Below are 16,104 nucleotides of genomic sequence, written 5' to 3' on the forward strand. Positions count from 1 at the left end.
CAGTATCGCGCAGCCCCCTTGTAATCGGCTTACCAATCCTGTTGCGGGATCTCGAGTCCGGAGGCTGATACCGCACGCAGCTTCGCCCACTCGCGCAGTGCGGTGATCTGGGTGCCGTGCAGCGACGACAGCGGCACCGTGTTCTCCATCGCGTGGAACAGGTCCGCCGCGTCCAGCGGGCGGCGGCCCGAGTAGGCGTCGAACAGTGCGGTCACCACGGCCTGCTCGATCTCGGCGCCGGAGAATCCCTCCGACGCGGTGGCCAGATCATGGGTCAGCGTGGGGGTCAACGCCATCCCGGCCGCCGGGCCGCGCAGTCGCCGGGTCAGGTGCAGCTGCCAAATCGCTTGGCGTTCACCGGGGCTGGGCAGGTCGACGAAGAAGATCTCGTCGAAGCGCCCCTTGCGCAGGAACTCCGGTGGCAGATTCTCGATGGAGTTCGCGGTCGCGACGACGAAAACCGGGCGGGTCTTCTCCTGCATCCACGTGAGAAAGGTGCCGAAAACCCGTGCGCTGGTGCCGGTGTCGCCTGCTGATCCGGCACCGGCGAAGCCCTTGTCGATCTCGTCGACCCACAGCACGCACGGCGCGCAAGCCTCGGCGGTCGCCAGGGCGGTGCGCACGTTGTGCTCACTCGCCCCGACCAGGCCGGCGAACATGCGCCCGATATCCATCCGGATCAGTGGAATTCCCCAGGCGGCGGCAACGGCCTTGGCGGTCAACGACTTTCCACAACCGGGGACGCCGGTGATGAGGACGCCCTTCGGTGCGGGCAGCCCGTAGGCGACGGCTTCGGCCAGCCAGGAATCAGCCCGCTTGCCCAGCCAGGCTTTCAGCACATCGAGCCCACCCACGTCATCGAGCCGCACGTCGGTACCGACCAATTCGAGCAGTCCGGACTTGCGGATCGTCTGCGCCTTCTCGGCGAGCACCACCTCGACATCGGATTCGTCGAGGGTGTTCCCGTTGACCATGGCGAGGGAGAAGGCATTCTCGGCTTCGGCGAGCGTGAGCCCCAGCGCGGCCTTGGTGAGCCGGTCATGACCGGACTTGCCGAGCGCGATGGTGACGGTGTCACTGTTGTGCGAGATCATCGAATCGAGCAGCTCGCGCATCGTCAGTTCATCGGGCAGCGCGAAATCCACTACGGTGACATCTTTTTCGAGTTCGGACGGGATGCGCAACAGGGGCGCGACGATGATCGCGGTCCGGGCGGATTCGCCGGCCCGGAAATCGCGCACCAGATCGCGCAGTGCGCGCACCACGTGCGGGTCCGCCGGGCGGGTGCCGTCGCCGAGGAACGCGTGCAGGTCACTGAGGACGAACACCGAGCGTTCCCGCACCCGTGCCACCCCGCCGAGCATGGCGGCGGGTTCGGTGGTGTTGCGTTCGGGCTGCCCGTCTTCGCGGGAAAGGCCCTGGGTGGCCGACCACTGCCAGACCGCGCGTGGCACGGTCAAACCCGTTGCCGCCGCTGCTATCTCGGCGACAACCCGCTGCTCTTCGAACGTTTCGATGTAGAGCAGCGGGAATCGGGCCTGCAGGAGCGAGACGAGGGATCGGCGGAACTGGTGCACAGCTGCCGATGGTAATGGGGACGACTCACCGTCGGCGGCGATAGATCCGACGTGCCCACAGCAGCAGCCCGAGGACTACGACGGGGCCGCCGATGAGAGTCGCGATGCGGGCACCCTGATGCGCTGGGCGGTCCTGCTCGACTTCCGAGCCGTCGGCGCGTGGTGGCGGCGAGGCCAGGGGAACACTGGGTTGCACTGCCTCACTGCCTGATTCGGGCAGCTTGCCGATTCTGGCGTCGGTGTCGAGGGCGAAACCGTAGTCCAGCAGGCGCGCGGCCTGCTCCCACGGGCGGATCGGGCGCACGTCGGCCTTGAGCAGGGTGACGACCAGGCGGTGTCCATCGCGTTCGGCGGCGGCGACGAAGGTCTGGCGGGCGTCGTCGGTGAAGCCGGTCTTGCCGCCGATCGCGCCCGCGTAGTTGTAGAGCAGCTGGTTGTCGTTGGCGATCGGGAAGCCTGGGTGGTCCTTGTCACCGGGGATCGCGGGGTCGGCGGGGAAGCCGGGGAAGTCGACCTGTTCGGTGTGGATGAGCTCGGCGAACAGCGGGATGCTCATCGCCTCGCGGAACAGCACCGACAGGTCGTAGGCCGAGGTGCTCATGCCTGGCCCGTCGAGGCCGGACGGGGTCGCGGCGCGAGTGTCCATCGCGCGCAACGTCTTCGCCACCTCGTTCATCTTCGCCACGGCCCGCTTGTCGCCGCCGAGCTGAGTGGCGATCGCGTGCGCGGCGTCGTTGCCCGAACACATGATCAGTGCCTGCATGAGCTGGCGGTTGGTATAGCGCCCGCCGGGGCCGATGCCGACCCGGGTGCCGTCGACATCGGCGTCGGCCTGCGTGCCGATCACTACTTCGTCCAGATCCAGGCTGCGCAGCGCGACGATCGCCAGGGCGACCTTGATGGTGCTGGCGGGACGGTAGCGACCGTGCGGATCCTTGGCCGCGAGCACGCGGCCGGTGTCGAGGTCGGAGACCATCCACGAGGTGGCCGAGATCTCGGCGGGGACCGGAGGTGCGCCGTCGGGCAGGACCACGCCGCAGTCGCCCATCCGCTGACCGCCGATGGCGGGCGAGGGGACAGGCAGCGGACTCGGCGTCGGGTCGCCCGGTGCGGGGACCTCCGAAGTGTCGACCGGGGCGGGCGGTTGCGTCTTCTGCGGGCAGTCGTCGGTGTTCGGAGTGGTGAACGGGGGCGTGGTGGTCGTGCTCGGACCACTGGACGGCGGTGCGTCGGTGGCGGGCACCGCGACGGCGGGGGTACCCGCGAGAGCGGCGACGGTAAGGGCGGCGCCGAGACAGCATGCGGCGCGCACGCCGACTTCACGAATCCTCATCACTGGGCAGCCTAACGGGCGCCGTCGCGGCGGGATTCTCGGTCTTTCGCCCTCGCTCGCGGGGGCGCCCAGCGGGGTCGACACGCGGGTCTGTCGTCCCCGCGGGCAACACAGTTGACATGAACACGCAAATGAGAGTTACTATCAAAAAGTAGTAGCTGTCATTTGGAGGAGAAATGCGTACGGAAGATTCCCGCCGCTGGCTCGCGCTCGGTGCGCTCGCCCTGGCGATGCTCACCATCGGACTCGACGTCACCGTGCTCACCGTTGCCATCCCGACGCTCGCGGTCGATCTGGACGCGAATACCGCTGCGCTGCAATGGTTCAGCAGCGCGTACACCCTGGCGCTCGCCGCGCTGATGCTGCCCGCCGGCGCGCTCGGCGACCGGTACGGACGCAAGAAGATCCTGCTCGCCGCGCTCGTGCTGTTCGGTGTGGCCTCGGTGGCCTGCGCGATCGCCGGGTCCGCCGGCCAGCTCATCGCGGCACGGGTGGTGCTCGGCATCGCCGCCGCCGCACTCGTTCCGCTGTCGATGTCGGTGCTGCCGGTGTTGTTCACCGACCCCGCGCAGCGGCAACGCGCGCTGACGATCTGGGTCACCTCGACCGCTATCGGCTTGCCGCTGGGGCCGATCCTCGGCGGCTGGCTACTGCGGCACTTCTGGTGGGGTTCGGTGTTCCTGATCAATGTTCCGCTGGTCGTCATCGGCGCGCTGGCCGTCGCCACCCTGGTCCCGGAATCGCGGAGCGACACCATTTTTCGGGTCGATCTTCTCGGTGCGCTGCTCTCGGCGGTAGGCATGCTCGGGCTGACCTACGGCTTCATCCGGATCGGTGAACGCGGCTGGGACGACCTGGTCGGGTGGCTCGTCGTCGCGGCCGGGGCGGCGACCCTCGCCGTGTTCCTGTGGTGGCAGCGACGTGCCGAGTACCCGCTGATCGACCTGGCGCTGTTCGCCGCGCCCGGCTTCCGGTGGGGCACCGCGATCTCGATCCTGGTCAGCTTCGCGATGTTCGGCATGTTCTTCACCGTCCCGCAGTACTTCCAGGCGGTGCTCGGCGTCGACGCGCTCGGCAGCGGGCTGCGGCTGCTGCCGTTGATCGGTGGCATCGTGCTCGGCAGCAGACTGGTCGACCTGCTGCTGCCCCGGCTCGGCGTGCGGGTGGTGATCACCGCCGGGCTGCTCGTGCTCGCCGGTGGCCTCGGACTCGGCGCGTTCACCACTGTCGAGAGCGGGTACTGGCTGACCGCGCTGTGGACGACGGTGCTCGGCGCCGGTATGGGTCTGGTCATGCCCGCCGCGGTCGGTCTGGCGATGGGTGAACTGAGCACCGAACGTTCGGGCTCGGGTTCGGCACTGCTGCAAGCACTTCGGCAGGCGGGCGGCACCATCGGCGTCGCTGTGCTCGGCACCGTGCTGGTCACCAGGTACCGGGCCGACCTCGGCGCCTTCGACCGGGCGCCGATCTCCGACGGTGTCAACGCGGGCGTGGCCGTCGCGGGCGAGACCGGTGATCCGGCGATGCTGGCGCAGGTGCAGCAGGCCTTCGTCGCGGGCATGGACACCATGCTCGGGCTGTGCGCGGCGGTGTGTCTTGCCGCAGGCCTCGTGGCCGCGCTGTGGCTGCGGCGGCCGACGGCACGGGTTACCGACGTGGATGCGGCAGAATCGATACATGTCGGTTGAGATGTCGCTACGCGAGCGGAAGAAGGAGCGGACCCGCCGAACCATCAGGGTCGAGGCGTTCCGGCTGTTCCGGGAACAGGGCTACACCGAAACGACGGTGGAGCAGATCGCGGCGGCGGCCGAGGTATCCCCGAGCACCTTCTTCCGCTACTTCCCGACCAAGGAACAGCTGGTAGTCGCCGACGACCAGGACGCGGTGATGATCGAGGAACTGGCCACGCTGCCGCGCGGCCTGAATCCGATCACCGCCATCCGCACCGCGACCGCGGCGGTGTTCGGGCGGATGTCGCCCGCCGAGCTCGCCTTCGAGCAGGAACGGCAGGAGCTGCTGTTCCACGTTCCGGAACTACGCTCGGTGATCGGTCTGGAATTTCTGCGCAGTATCGAACTCGCCGCCCAGATGCTGGCCGACTACACGGGCCGGTCCGCCGACGATTTCGATGTGCGGGTGGCCGCGGGCGCGATGATCGGCTCCATGCTCGCCATCGCGCCCGCCACCCCGATGAACGTCACCAATGTCGGTGACGCCCTGTCATTCCTGCAGGCAGGCCTGCCGTTCGACGATCAGGCCTGATCACTCCGGCTTGCTGCGCTGCACGGGGCAGCCGTGCGCCAGCGGGCCCAGCAGCTTGTTGTTGTCGTAGAAGTGCTCCAGCTCCAGGATGCGCAGATCCTCGCTCACCCGGGCGATGGTCACACCGAACATCTCGATGTGCTCGCCGGTGGGCTGGTGGCCCTTGTACTCACCCTCGAACTTGCCCCAGTGCCGCCACCGGAAGCTCACGGCCGGCGGGCCCGACAGCACCTCGAGAACCTCCCAGAAGAACCCGCCGGGGAAGGCGGTGTGGAAGATCTTGTGCGAGGAGTCGAAGGTCTCGTTCTCGGCGTCGTAGAACGGGTTGTCGCCGATCAGGATGTTGTAGCTGCCGATCCGGGCGAACTCCTCGGCGTCCTGCCACACCCCACCGTTGACCCGGCCGCGATACTGATCGGCCACCACCGACAGCCACGTCGCGGGGTCGGCCTTGTGCGAGACCTCCATCTCGAAGACCTTCACCAGGTCCTCGACGATCGCCTCGAGCGAACCGGGCGCGTGCTCGACGCTGCGCTCGCGCGGGATCACCTCGTGGCTCAGTTCATAGTCGGGAACGTTGCCACGCCATTGTTCCGGCGCCGCGGCGGCGATCACGGCTTCCCTGCCCCGCAGCCACAGCGGGGCTTCCGGTTCCGGGTTCTGCTCGGCCTGCGTATCCGTCACGTCCACAGTCATTTTGGTCTACCCGACCCTTTCAAAAAGCTCGAAGAACGGGTCGAAAGTAACAGCAGCGCAGCGAATCTCGCGTGCCAGATCTCACCAAGTGAGAAACTGGAAGGATCGAACTGTGTTCTGTCACAACGTGTTCGGAGATAGCTATGGCACCGGCTGGCTGGGGTGGCCGAGTCTGGCCGGTGTCTCGTCGTCCATGGTCGCGAAGAATTCGCCGAGCACGCCCACGATCTGATCCACCGAATCCGCGCAGAACAGCACCGGCTGGTAATGGGTGATGTCGTAGGCGATCGTGCCCATCTCCGCGACATCGAGCGGACGTAGTCGCGCGTGCCGGAATTCGTCGATCTCGCCGTACGAAGAGAGCAGTCCGGCGCCGTAGCAACGGATTTCGTCGTCCTCGCGGACCACACCGAATTCGAGCGAGAACCAGAAGACGTCGGCGAGGAATTTCAGCGCGCTGTCGGTCTCCAGCCGGCCCACCGCCGCGCCGACCGTCTCGTACAGCGAGGCGAAACGCGGGCTCGCGATCTGGTTGGCGTGGCCGATGATCTCGTGGATCGCATCGGGCTCCGGGGTGTACAGCGGTGCCGAGTGATGGCGGATGTACTGGGTGGAATGGAAGGTGCGATCGGCGAAGGAGCCGAAGAACTCACGCAGCGGAACCAGGCCGGCGGCGGGCACGTACCGGAAGCCGGTGAGGGGGGTGAGCAGCCGCGATACCTCGTCGAGTTGCGGAATGTGATCGTGTGGCAGGGCGAGTTCGCGCGCGGCTTCGCGGACCTCGCGGCAGGCGTAGACCTCGTGCTTGCGGGCCAGCTCCGACGAGGCGATCCGCCACACCTGCTGCTCGTCGTCGGTGTAGTCGATGTGGGGTGCGGGGGCGCCGGGGGAGTAGTCGAGTGCGAGCGCGGCGATGGCATTGCGGCGGGCACGGTAGTCCTCGTCGTGCACGCCGGGGTGGTCGTCGCTCAGATGCACCGTCACGTCGCCGTCACGCTCGCGCGTCACCGGCGAGTAGAGCTGGGCCTCGGTGAACATGACTCCAGGCAAGCACCGCGGTGGCGTCGCGACAACAACCACGCTGCCAACTACGCAAACTGCACAGTTGCAGGGTTGGTCGCCGTCGAATTCCGGCGGTGAACTGTGTTTTCTGTGCGCTTGCTGACCGATGCCACCGGCTGCTGTGCGGACTTGCGAACGCGTGGGTTCGGTAACGACGCGGTGAATTAGCCGACGAGGCCGGTGACCATCACGCAAGATTGCGTTCGTAGATGAGGAGGATGTGTGCGCACCCTGCGAATAGATCTCGATCAGCGCCTGCTGGCCGCGGCCGCCGACATCATGGGCACCGCCGACAGCAACGCCACCGTCAACGAGGCATTGCGCCGCATCGTGGTGCACGAACGCCAATTACGCAATCTGGAACGGTTGATGGCCGATTCGGTATTCAGCACAGATCCGCCTGCCGATCGGGGCAGCGCCTCTGATCCCGATTCGGTATTCAGCACAGAGCCGATGCTCAGCGCGGAGTCCACCTAGCGGGGAGGGGTTCAGGTTCGGGTTGCGTCACCGAGGTGGTGGCCGAGGGGTAGCTCGAACTTGTCGGTCCCCCCTGCGATCATCGGAGTCAGTCACCGATCCGCAGGGGGAACGATGTCGGTACCGATCGCGAGTTTGCCTGTCGCTCAACGTCCGCGTGAGCGTCTGCTCATGCTCGGCCCGCACGCACTCAGCGACGGCGAGCTGCTGGCACTGCTGCTCGGCCAGGGCACCCGCGGTCAGTCCGCACTGGAAGTGGCGGCCCAGTTGATCGGCGACTACGGCGGATTGGCCGAACTCGCCGCCGCTCGCCCTGAGGAACTGGCCGCAAGGGCGGGGATCGGGCCTGCCAAAGCCGCCACGGTCGTCGCCGCCTTCCACCTCGGCACCCGCTCGCGCACCCCCACCGATGCGCTGTCCCAGCTCACCACCCCCGATGACATCGCGGCCGTGGCGTTGCCACTGTTCGCGGGTGCCCGCGTCGAACGCCTTCTCGTCCTCGTCTGTGACACCCAAAATCGGCTACGGCATCGCGCGTTCGTCGCCGAGGGCGCCATCGACCACGTAGCCGTCCCGGTGCGCGAAATCCTCAACACCGTTCTCCGTCACGACGGCCGAGCCTTCGCCGTCGTCCATAACCATCCCTCCGGCGACCCGGCTCCCAGCCCCGACGACCGCCGGGCCAGCACCCTGCTCCACCAAGCCGCCCGCACGGTAGGCCTGCGCTACCTGGACCATATCGTGGTCGCGGGCGAAACCTGGTCCACTGCACCGCCTTTCGCGTGATCGGCGGGTGCTGTGCGGGGTGGGGCGCGATGCGCGCTCAGCCGGCGAAACCGGTGGTGCGAGCCATGTCCGCCAGCATGGCGTCGAACATGATCTCCGGGTCGGCCAGCGGGATCGGGTAGTTTCCGAACACCTCGAGGGTGACGTGGCCGAACAGCCGGGCCCAGATCTGCACCATCAGGTAAGTCACGCCGAGGTCCAGCTTTTCGGCGGGGAACTTCTGCCCCGACTCCGAGAGCATCGCGAGCAGTTCGGTCTGGAAGCCGATCAGGTCCTCGCGCAACGCGGCCGGGATGGTCTCGCCCGGCGGGGTGGCGATCTCGAAGTTCGCCAGCAGCCTGCCCGCGGCAGCCAGGAAGATCCGGCCGAAGGGTTCGTCGAAGCGGCGCATCATCGACGGACCTGAGGTGGGCGAGGCGAACACCAGGGTGAATTCCCTCGGATTCGCCAGCGCCCAGTGCCGGAAACCCCGGCAGATGGCTAGGAACTGCACCGCGCCGTCGTCGGGCAGCGGCTCGATCTCGGTCGAGAGGAACTCGGCCAGATCGACGCAGAACTCCATCCGCATCCGCTCGATCAACTCGTCGCGCGACGAATAGTGCCGGTACAGCGCGGGCGCGGTGACGCCGAGTTCGCGGGCGATCGCCCGCAGGGTGACCGCCTCGGGACCTCGCTCGGCCAGCAGCGCCCGGGTGACCCGCCGGATATCGGCATCGGTCACGACCGGCGCACGGCCACGCGCCTTGCCCGTCAAGCGGCCACCCCTTCGATCTTGGTTCGGTTCAAGCGTATTCGACTTCCCACCGCTTGATGCCGTTGAGCCAACCGCTGCGCAGCCGCACCGGATCGGAGACCTGGCGCAGGTTCGGCATCGCGTCGGCAATGGCATTGAACATCAGGTCGATCTCGAGGCGGGCCAGATTCGCGCCGACGCAGTAGTGCGTTCCGGTGCCGCCGAACCCGACGTGCGGGTTGGGGTCGCGCAGGACGTCGAACCGGAACGGGTCGGCGAAGGCGTCCTCGTCGAAATTGGCCGAGCTGTAGAACAATCCGACCCGCTGGCCCTGCTTGATCTGCTGGCCACCCAGCTCCAGGTCGCGCGTCGCGGTGCGCTGGAACGCGGTCACCGGCGTTGCCCAGCGCACGATCTCGTCCGGCGCGGTGCGCGGGCGCTGCTGCTTGTACAGCTCCCACTGGTCCGGGTTGTCGACGAAGGCCTTCATGCCGTGGGTGATCGAATTGCGGGTGGTCTCGTTGCCCGCCACCGCGAGCAGGATGACGAAGAACGCGAACTCGTCCGAACCGAGGTGCTCGCCGTCGACGTCGGCGTTGACCAGCTGGGTGACGATGTCGGCGGCCGGGCAGCCGCGCCGCTGTTCGGCCATGTTCCAGGCATAGCCCATCACCTCGGCGGTCGCGGTGTGGTGGTTGCCCTCGAACTCCGGATCGTCGTAGGAGATCATCTGATTGGTCCAGTCGAAGATCTTGCGGCGGTCCTCCTGGGGGACTCCGAGCAGTTCGGCGATCGCCTGCAGCGGCAATTCGACGGCCACCTGCTCGACGAAGTCACCGCGACCGGACTTCTTGGCTTCCCACACGATCTTCTCGGCCCGCTCGGTGAGCGCGGCGCGCAGGTTCTCCACCGCGCGCGGGGTGAAGCCCTTCGACACGATGCGGCGAATCTTGGTGTGCTGCGGCGGATCCAGGTTCAGCATCAGCATGTTGCCGAGCATGTCGATCTGCTCGCGCGTGGTCTCCTCGTTGAACCGGATGATCGCCGTGTTCTCGTGCGAGGAGAAGTCCTCCGGATTCTTCGAGATCTCCTTGATGTCGGCCAGCTTGGACACGACCCAGTACCCGCCGTCGTCGAACCCGCTGGCGCGGTCGGGCTGCGCGCACCACCAGACCGGCGCGGTCCGCCGCAATTGCGCGAACTCCTCGATAGGCAATCGGCTGGCGAGTAGATCGGGATCGGTGAAATCGAATCCCGCGGGGATGTTTGTGCTGGTCACGGCTGCCTCCTTCGATCCGGTGCGCGAACGTCACACCGTGATGTGGAACACGTTCAACACGATGAAACCACGTCCGCACCCTTTATGAACAGTGTTTAGTAATACCTGTTCACAAACTGGGCTGATCGACGCCGGTCACCGCGCCGGATGTCGACCGGACTGGCTCCGGATCGACCGATTCGCCGACCGGCGTCGGCTGCGCATGGGCACAATGGCGGCGTGGACCTGCCGTTTCTGCGTGCGAACCCGCACCTGTTGCCGACGTTTCTCGCTCACCAGCGGCTGCGGACGACGCCTGTCGCCGGTGGGTCGATCAGTGTCGCCGAGCGAATCGCGCTCGACGACGGGACGCATCTGTTTCTGAAGACCTGGCCGGGCGGGCTGTCCGCCGCCCCGACCGCCGCGCCCGCGCCCGCTCCACCCGGGCTGTTCGCGGCGGAAGCGCAGGGGCTGCGCTGGCTGGGGGAGGCCGGTGGCGTCGCGGTGCCGGAGTTGTACGCGCAGACCGACGAGCTGCTGCTGATGCAGTGGGTCGACCATGCCGAGCCGACCGCGACCGCCGCCGAACGTTTCGGCGCGGGACTGGCACGCACTCACCGCGCGGGCGCTCCCGCTTTCGGCGGGCAGGAGGACGGCTTCCTCGCGGGCCTACCACTCGACAACACCCCCGGCGACGACTGGCCCACCTGGTACCGCGAGCGCCGAATCCTGCCGTATCTGAGACTCGCCGTAGACGCGGGCGCCCTCGACCCCGCCGACGCCACCTACCTCGAATCGATCCACATCGAAGCCCCCACCGAACCCCCCGCCCGACTACACGGCGACCTCTGGCCCGGCAACATCCTCTGGGGACCGTCCGACACCCCCTGGCTGATCGACCCCGCCGCCCACGGTGGCCACCGCGAAACCGACCTGGCCACCCTGTGTCTGTTCGGCGGCGCGCCACACTTGCCGCGAATCATCGCCGCCTACAACGAAATCCATCCCTTGGCGCCCGACTGGCGGAGCCGGATCCCCCTGCACCAACTCCACCTGTTGCTGGCCCACGCCGTCCTCTTCGGCCGCACCTACCGAACTGCCGTTCTGGAGGCCGCGGCCAACTATCACTAGCTCGTCGCGGAACAGTTCGGCCTCAGCTGTTCTGTTCGGCCGGTTCGGGTCGGTGGCCCTGAGATTTCGGCTGCTGCCATGAGCCGACAAGAGTGGCAGTGAGCCCGCCGATGAGGATCAGCAGACCTGGGTTGAACGTGATGGACGTGGAGGCCGGGTAGTCCAGGCTCGCGAAGGTGATCGTGAATCCGATGCTCAGTGCGACCAGGATGCCAAGGGTTTCGGCGACCGCCAGGCAGGACAGCCACGCTCTCGGTATGTGTCGGCGGTACCCGACGAAACCCGCAACGACCAGCAGTACCGCGCCGAAGACCAGAACCGGCAAGCCGGGGGCGCCGACCTCACGTAGGTCCCACAACGAGTACATTCGCTGGCCTCGTCGGCGATCGATCGCGAAGAGCGGAAACCAGAGCCCGATAAGGGTCGCTATGGACCCGCCGAGCAGCATGCCGCTCGCGGGGGCGACCTTGTTGTTGTAGCCGAATATCGGCATCCACGTCTGCGACACCGGGCAATCCTAGTGAACGGCGAAGGCCGCCTCCGTCATTCGATGAGGGGGCGGCCTTGCTGTGCGCTGATCAGACGGCAGCCGGTTCGCGTCGCCGTGCAACGGGCAGAACATGCGGCGCCGACCGGGTGGCCCACACGGCGAACCCGATGTAGAGCGCCTGCTCCGGGATTCGTTGCCACAGTGGCGAAGCCGGCTCTCCCGCGAAGGGGATGTCGTTGAGCGCGGCGTAGATGTTGGCGGGCAGAAGCAGCAGGAACAGTGGAACGAGAGCCCAGCCCGCGAGCCTGCGGGTGCGGGTGAGGACCAGTCCGACCGCGGCGAGCAGTTCCAGCACCCCGCTGGCCAGGACCATGAACCCGGGGAACGGGACGAACGGCGGAATCATGCCGACCATGTCGGCGTAGTTGGGCATCACGGTGACGCTCGCGGGCATGAAGTGCGCGGTTCCCGTCATCACCAGCATGACGGCCAGCGCGTGGGCCGCGCTGACGGACCACGAGGCGAATCGGGTCACGCCGAGTGCTCCGAGCGTGCGAAAGACAACCAGCGAGCCGATGAGGGTGATCAGGGTGATCATAGTTTCTCCCGGAATGGATACTTACACTATCTACTATGGATAGTAACACTATCCGCCTTGTTGTCATTCCCGCAAGTACCGACGAACGACAAAGGCCGCCCACACCTTTCGGTGCAGACGGCCTCAGGGCTCACCTGGCTAGCCGGAACTTCGAGCATCGGCAACCCATAGCTGCCAGGAGCCGACGACAGCGGCGGCAGGTCCTGCGACCAATACCAGCAGGCCGTAGTGGAAGGTGGCATGGCTCACCGAACTCGAGCTCATCGCGGAGTAGTTCGTGAGCGCTGTGGAGTATCCGATGGATATCGCGAGCAGGATCCCGATCCCCACCGCCACCGCGACACCCGCCAGCCAGCCTCGAACTCCGAGTGCTTCGAGGTGCGCAGGGATGAACGAGCCCATGATCAGGAGAACCGCACCCAGGACGAACAGCGGAAAGCCCGGCGTCCCACTCTGATGCAGGTCCCACATCGAACGGCTGGGGGCAGTCGGCCTCGCGCCGGCGGTAAGGGTGAACAGGGGCAGCCACAGGCCCGCGATGGTCGCGATCGCCCCGCCCAACATGGCCCCGCGGGCACCGGAGCGCTGGTCATCGGCGGAGAACACAGGGATGCGTGAGTCGGACATGTGCCGATCCTAGTGACGTACCAACGACGAAGGCCGCCTTCATCTTTCGATGAGGGCGGCCTCCGAAACCGAGCGGGGAAGATCAGCGGGTGAAGAGCAGGGCCCGCTTGACTTCCTGGATCGCCTTGGTGACCTCGATGCCACGGGGGCACGCGTCGGTGCAGTTGAAGGTGGTGCGGCAGCGCCAGACACCTTCGACGTCGTTGAGGATGTCGAGACGCTCGCGGGCACCTTCGTCACGGCTGTCGAAGATGAAGCGGTGCGCGTTCACGATCGCGGCGGGGCCGAAGTAGCTGCCGTCGGTCCAGTAGACGGGGCACGACGTGGTGCAGCAGGCGCACAGGATGCACTTGGTGGTGTCATCGAAGCGGGCGCGGTCGGCCTGGCTCTGGATCTGTTCGCGGGTGGGCTCGTTACCCGAGGTCATCAGGTAGGGCTTCACCGCGCGGAACGCGTCGAAGAACGGCTCCATGTCGACCACGAGGTCCTTCTCCACGGGCAGGCCGCGGATCGGCTCGACGGTCATGGTGAGGGTCTTGTCGCCCTTGGGCAGCATGTCCTTCATCAGCACCTTGCAGGCCAGCCGGTTCACACCGTTGATCCGCATGGCGTCGGAGCCACACACACCGTGGGCGCAGGAGCGCCGGAAGGTGAGGGTGCCGTCCAGGTAGGACTTGATGTAGATGAGCACGTTGAGGAAGCGGTCGGTCGGCAGGACCGGCACCTGGAAGGTATCCCAGTGCGCGCCCTTGTCGTCCTCGGTGCTGAACCGGGCGATCTTGACGGTGACCATGACCGAGCCCTCGGGGACCGGCGCCGGCTTCTGCTTGGTGGGTTCGATAACAGCAGTCATCAGTACTTACGCTCCATCGGCTCGTAGCGGGTCTGCACCACCGGCTTGAAGTCGAGGCGGATCTCGGAGATGAGCTCCGACCCCTCCTTGTACGCCATGGTGTGCCGCATGAAGTTCACGTCGTCGCGATCCGGGTAGTCCTCGCGGGCGTGACCGCCACGCGATTCCTTGCGGTTGAGCGCGCCGACGACGGTGACCTCGGCCAGCTCGAGCAGGAAGCCCAGCTCGACGGCCTCGAGCAGGTCGCTGTTGTAGCGCTTGCCCTTGTCCTGCACCGTGATCCGGGTGTAGCGCTCCTTGAGTGTGTGGATGTCGGTGAGGACCTTCTTGAGGGTTTCCTCGGTGCGGAACACGCCCGCGTTCGCATCCATGGTGGCCTGCAGCTCGGTGCGGATGTCGGCCACGCGCTCGTTGCCGTGATCGGACAGGATCAGCTCGAGCCAGTCCATCACCATCTGCGACGGGTTCTCCGGCATCTCGACGAACTCGGTGCGGTTGGCGTACTCGGCGGCCGCGATGCCGGCGCGACGGCCGAACACGTTGATGTCGAGCAGCGAGTTGGTGCCGAGACGGTTCGCGCCGTGCACCGAGACACACGCGCACTCACCGGCGGCGTAGAGGCCGGGGACCACGTCGGTGTTGTTGCGCAGCACCTCGCCACGGATGCGGGTGGGGATACCGCCCATCACGTAGTGGCAGGTCGGCATGACCGGCACGAGCTCCGAGACCGGGTCGACGCCCAGGTAGGTGCGCGCGAACTCGGTGATGTCGGGCAGCTTCTCCTCGAGCACGTCGGCGCCGAGGTGGGTCACGTCGATGTAGACGTAGTCCTTGTTCGGGCCCGCGCCACGGCCTTCGGCCACCTCGAGCACCATCGAGCGGGCGACGATGTCACGCGGCGCGAGGTCCTTGATGGTGGGGGCGTAGCGCTCCATGAAGCGCTCGCCGGAAGCGTTGCGCAGGATGCCGCCCTCACCGCGCACAGCCTCGGAGATGAGGATGCCGAGGCCGGCGAGGCCTGTCGGGTGGAACTGGTGGAACTCCATGTCCTCGAGCGGCAGGCCCTTGCGGAACACGATCGCCATGCCGTCACCGGTCAGTGTGTGCGCGTTCGAGGTGGTCTTGTACATGCGGCCCGAGCCGCCGGTGGCGAACACGATCGACTTCGCGTGGAAGATGTGGATCTCGCCGGTCGACAGCTCGTAGGCGACGACGCCGGTGGCGACGGGGCCACGATCGGACTCGGTCATCACCAGGTCGAGCACGTAGAACTCGTTGTAGAACTCGACGTCGTGCTTGACGCAGTTCTGGTAGAGCGTCTGCAGGATCATGTGACCGGTGCGGTCGGCGGCATAACACGCGCGACGCACGGGCGCCTTGCCGTGGTCACGGGTGTGGCCACCGAAACGACGCTGGTCGATCTTGCCCTCGGGCGTGCGGTTGAACGGCAGGCCCATCTTCTCAAGGTCCATGACGGCGTCGATGGCCTCTTTGGCCATGATCTCCGCGGCGTCCTGGTCGACGAGGTAGTCGCCACCCTTGACGGTGTCGAAGGTGTGCCATTCCCAGTTGTCTTCTTCGACGTTGGCCAGCGCGGCGCACATGCCACCCTGGGCCGCGCCGGTGTGGCTACGGGTCGGGTACAGCTTGGTCAGGACCGCGGTGCGAGCACGCGGGCCGGCCTCGATCGCCGCGCGCATGCCCGCGCCACCGGCGCCGACGATGACCACGTCGTAGCGATGCTCCTGAATCGGACGGGATTCACTCATGCGAGGTGGCCTGTTCCTAACCTGTGATGTTGGGGTCGAAGGTGAAGACGACGTACGTGCCGACGGCGACGACTAGGACCATCGAAACCGCGAGAATGGTCTTGAGCCAGAACCGCGTGGAGTCCTTGCGCGAGTAGTCGTCGATGATCACGCGCAGGCCGTTGCCACCGTGCAGCTGAGCCAGCCACAGCATCGACAGATCCCAGAACTGCCAGAACGGGCTGGCCCAGCGACCGGCCACGAACGCGAAGTTCAGCCGGTTCACGCCACCGTCGATCATCAACATGATGAACATGTGGCCGAGTACCAGGATGATCAGGAACAGGCCGGAGATGCGCATGAACAGCCATGCGTACTTCTCGAAGTTGCCGTTCGACTTGCCACGCGGCGAGCGGGGCAGGTCGAGGCTGGCCGGGCGATCGTAGGACTTGGCGAGGACAGGTGCGCTCATA

The 16,104-nt window shown here is 66.7% G+C and carries 17 protein-coding genes; 5 read left to right on the top strand and 12 right to left on the bottom strand.

Annotated elements, in window-relative coordinates; genetic code table 11:
* Positions 1-29 precede the first annotated feature (29 nt).
* Complete coding sequence (locus ACQHI0_RS33525; RefSeq protein ID WP_427905686.1) at positions 30-1,577, bottom strand: AAA family ATPase; 1,548 nt, start codon at positions 1,575-1,577, stop codon at positions 30-32.
* A 25-nt stretch (positions 1,578-1,602) separates the two neighbouring features.
* Positions 1,603-2,910, bottom strand: coding sequence for a D-alanyl-D-alanine carboxypeptidase family protein (locus ACQHI0_RS33530; RefSeq protein ID WP_427905687.1), 1,308 nt, complete (start codon positions 2,908-2,910; stop codon positions 1,603-1,605).
* Between the two features lie 176 nt (positions 2,911-3,086).
* Between ACQHI0_RS33530 and ACQHI0_RS33535 the strand changes: the two genes are divergently transcribed.
* On the top strand, positions 3,087-4,598 hold the full coding sequence (locus ACQHI0_RS33535; protein WP_427905688.1) for an MFS transporter: 1,512 nt from the start codon (positions 3,087-3,089) through the stop codon (positions 4,596-4,598).
* A complete protein-coding gene (locus ACQHI0_RS33540) occupies positions 4,588-5,172 on the top strand; it encodes a TetR family transcriptional regulator (protein WP_427905689.1) in 585 nt (194 codons plus the stop codon). The genes ACQHI0_RS33535 and ACQHI0_RS33540 overlap by 11 nt, the downstream gene beginning before the upstream one ends.
* Here the strand turns inward: ACQHI0_RS33540 and ACQHI0_RS33545 are convergent, their stop codons facing one another.
* A complete protein-coding gene (locus ACQHI0_RS33545) occupies positions 5,173-5,856 on the bottom strand; it encodes a SnoaL-like polyketide cyclase (RefSeq protein ID WP_427905690.1) in 684 nt (227 codons plus the stop codon). It lies immediately after the preceding gene.
* Positions 5,857-6,009: 153 nt separating this feature from the next.
* Positions 6,010-6,906, bottom strand: a complete 897-nt coding sequence (locus tag ACQHI0_RS33550; protein ID WP_427905691.1) for a phenylalanine 4-monooxygenase — start codon at positions 6,904-6,906, stop codon at positions 6,010-6,012.
* A 246-nt stretch (positions 6,907-7,152) separates the two neighbouring features.
* Between ACQHI0_RS33550 and ACQHI0_RS33555 the strand changes: the two genes are divergently transcribed.
* Positions 7,153-7,407, top strand: a complete 255-nt coding sequence (locus ACQHI0_RS33555) for a type II toxin-antitoxin system VapB family antitoxin (RefSeq protein ID WP_427905692.1) — start codon at positions 7,153-7,155, stop codon at positions 7,405-7,407.
* Between the two features lie 114 nt (positions 7,408-7,521).
* Positions 7,522-8,193: a JAB domain-containing protein gene (locus tag ACQHI0_RS33560; protein ID WP_427905693.1), complete on the top strand. Its 672-nt coding sequence runs from the start codon at positions 7,522-7,524 to the stop codon at positions 8,191-8,193.
* Positions 8,194-8,230: 37 nt separating this feature from the next.
* On the opposite strand, the gene ACQHI0_RS33565 is transcribed toward ACQHI0_RS33560, so the two are convergent.
* Both ACQHI0_RS33565 and ACQHI0_RS33570 read right to left on the bottom strand, forming a co-directional pair.
* Complete coding sequence (locus ACQHI0_RS33565) at positions 8,231-8,947, bottom strand: TetR/AcrR family transcriptional regulator (protein ID WP_427905694.1); 717 nt, start codon at positions 8,945-8,947, stop codon at positions 8,231-8,233.
* A gap of 28 nt (positions 8,948-8,975) precedes the next feature.
* On the bottom strand, positions 8,976-10,205 hold the full coding sequence (locus tag ACQHI0_RS33570; protein WP_427905695.1) for a cytochrome P450: 1,230 nt from the start codon (positions 10,203-10,205) through the stop codon (positions 8,976-8,978).
* 219 nt (positions 10,206-10,424) lie between these two features.
* Between ACQHI0_RS33570 and ACQHI0_RS33575 the strand changes: the two genes are divergently transcribed.
* Positions 10,425-11,315: a fructosamine kinase family protein gene (locus tag ACQHI0_RS33575; protein WP_427905696.1), complete on the top strand. Its 891-nt coding sequence runs from the start codon at positions 10,425-10,427 to the stop codon at positions 11,313-11,315.
* Positions 11,316-11,337: 22 nt separating this feature from the next.
* On the opposite strand, the gene ACQHI0_RS33580 is transcribed toward ACQHI0_RS33575, so the two are convergent.
* The 6 genes from ACQHI0_RS33580 to ACQHI0_RS33605 all read right to left on the bottom strand — a co-directional run bounded on the left by ACQHI0_RS33580 (position 11,338) and on the right by ACQHI0_RS33605 (position 16,103).
* On the bottom strand, positions 11,338-11,823 hold the full coding sequence (locus ACQHI0_RS33580; protein ID WP_427905697.1) for a hypothetical protein: 486 nt from the start codon (positions 11,821-11,823) through the stop codon (positions 11,338-11,340).
* Between the two features lie 70 nt (positions 11,824-11,893).
* Positions 11,894-12,403, bottom strand: coding sequence for a DoxX family protein (locus ACQHI0_RS33585; RefSeq protein WP_427905698.1), 510 nt, complete (start codon positions 12,401-12,403; stop codon positions 11,894-11,896).
* A 138-nt stretch (positions 12,404-12,541) separates the two neighbouring features.
* Positions 12,542-13,030: a hypothetical protein gene (locus ACQHI0_RS33590; RefSeq protein WP_427905699.1), complete on the bottom strand. Its 489-nt coding sequence runs from the start codon at positions 13,028-13,030 to the stop codon at positions 12,542-12,544.
* A gap of 82 nt (positions 13,031-13,112) precedes the next feature.
* Positions 13,113-13,883 carry a succinate dehydrogenase iron-sulfur subunit gene (locus ACQHI0_RS33595; RefSeq protein WP_378635503.1) on the bottom strand — a complete coding sequence of 257 codons (771 nt, stop codon included), beginning with the start codon at positions 13,881-13,883 and terminating at the stop codon, positions 13,113-13,115.
* Positions 13,883-15,634: a succinate dehydrogenase flavoprotein subunit gene (gene sdhA / locus ACQHI0_RS33600; RefSeq protein WP_427909381.1), complete on the bottom strand. Its 1,752-nt coding sequence runs from the start codon at positions 15,632-15,634 to the stop codon at positions 13,883-13,885. Before sdhA ends, ACQHI0_RS33595 begins: the two co-directional genes overlap by 1 nt.
* Before the next feature lie 34 nt (positions 15,635-15,668).
* Positions 15,669-16,103 (bottom strand): succinate dehydrogenase hydrophobic membrane anchor subunit, encoded by a 435-nt coding sequence (locus tag ACQHI0_RS33605; protein ID WP_427905700.1) that lies wholly within the window; start codon positions 16,101-16,103, stop codon positions 15,669-15,671.
* Between the last annotated feature and the right edge of the window lies 1 nt (position 16,104).

Source organism: Nocardia sp. FBN12, assembly GCF_050320175.1.
Lineage (GTDB): Bacteria > Actinomycetota > Actinomycetes > Mycobacteriales > Mycobacteriaceae > Nocardia.

Coding starts and splice junctions, on each gene's coding strand:
- ACQHI0_RS33585 (WP_427905698.1), bottom strand. CDS start 12,403: ATGATCACCCTGATCACCCTCATCGGCTCGCTGGTTGTCTTTCGCACG.
- ACQHI0_RS33530 (WP_427905687.1), bottom strand. CDS start 2,910: ATGAGGATTCGTGAAGTCGGCGTGCGCGCCGCATGCTGTCTCGGCGCC.
- ACQHI0_RS33560 (WP_427905693.1), top strand. CDS start 7,522: ATGTCGGTACCGATCGCGAGTTTGCCTGTCGCTCAACGTCCGCGTGAG.
- ACQHI0_RS33540 (WP_427905689.1), top strand. CDS start 4,588: ATGTCGGTTGAGATGTCGCTACGCGAGCGGAAGAAGGAGCGGACCCGC.
- ACQHI0_RS33595 (WP_378635503.1), bottom strand. CDS start 13,883: ATGACTGCTGTTATCGAACCCACCAAGCAGAAGCCGGCGCCGGTCCCC.
- ACQHI0_RS33535 (WP_427905688.1), top strand. CDS start 3,087: ATGCGTACGGAAGATTCCCGCCGCTGGCTCGCGCTCGGTGCGCTCGCC.
- ACQHI0_RS33590 (WP_427905699.1), bottom strand. CDS start 13,030: ATGTCCGACTCACGCATCCCTGTGTTCTCCGCCGATGACCAGCGCTCC.
- ACQHI0_RS33605 (WP_427905700.1), bottom strand. CDS start 16,103: ATGAGCGCACCTGTCCTCGCCAAGTCCTACGATCGCCCGGCCAGCCTC.
- ACQHI0_RS33550 (WP_427905691.1), bottom strand. CDS start 6,906: ATGTTCACCGAGGCCCAGCTCTACTCGCCGGTGACGCGCGAGCGTGAC.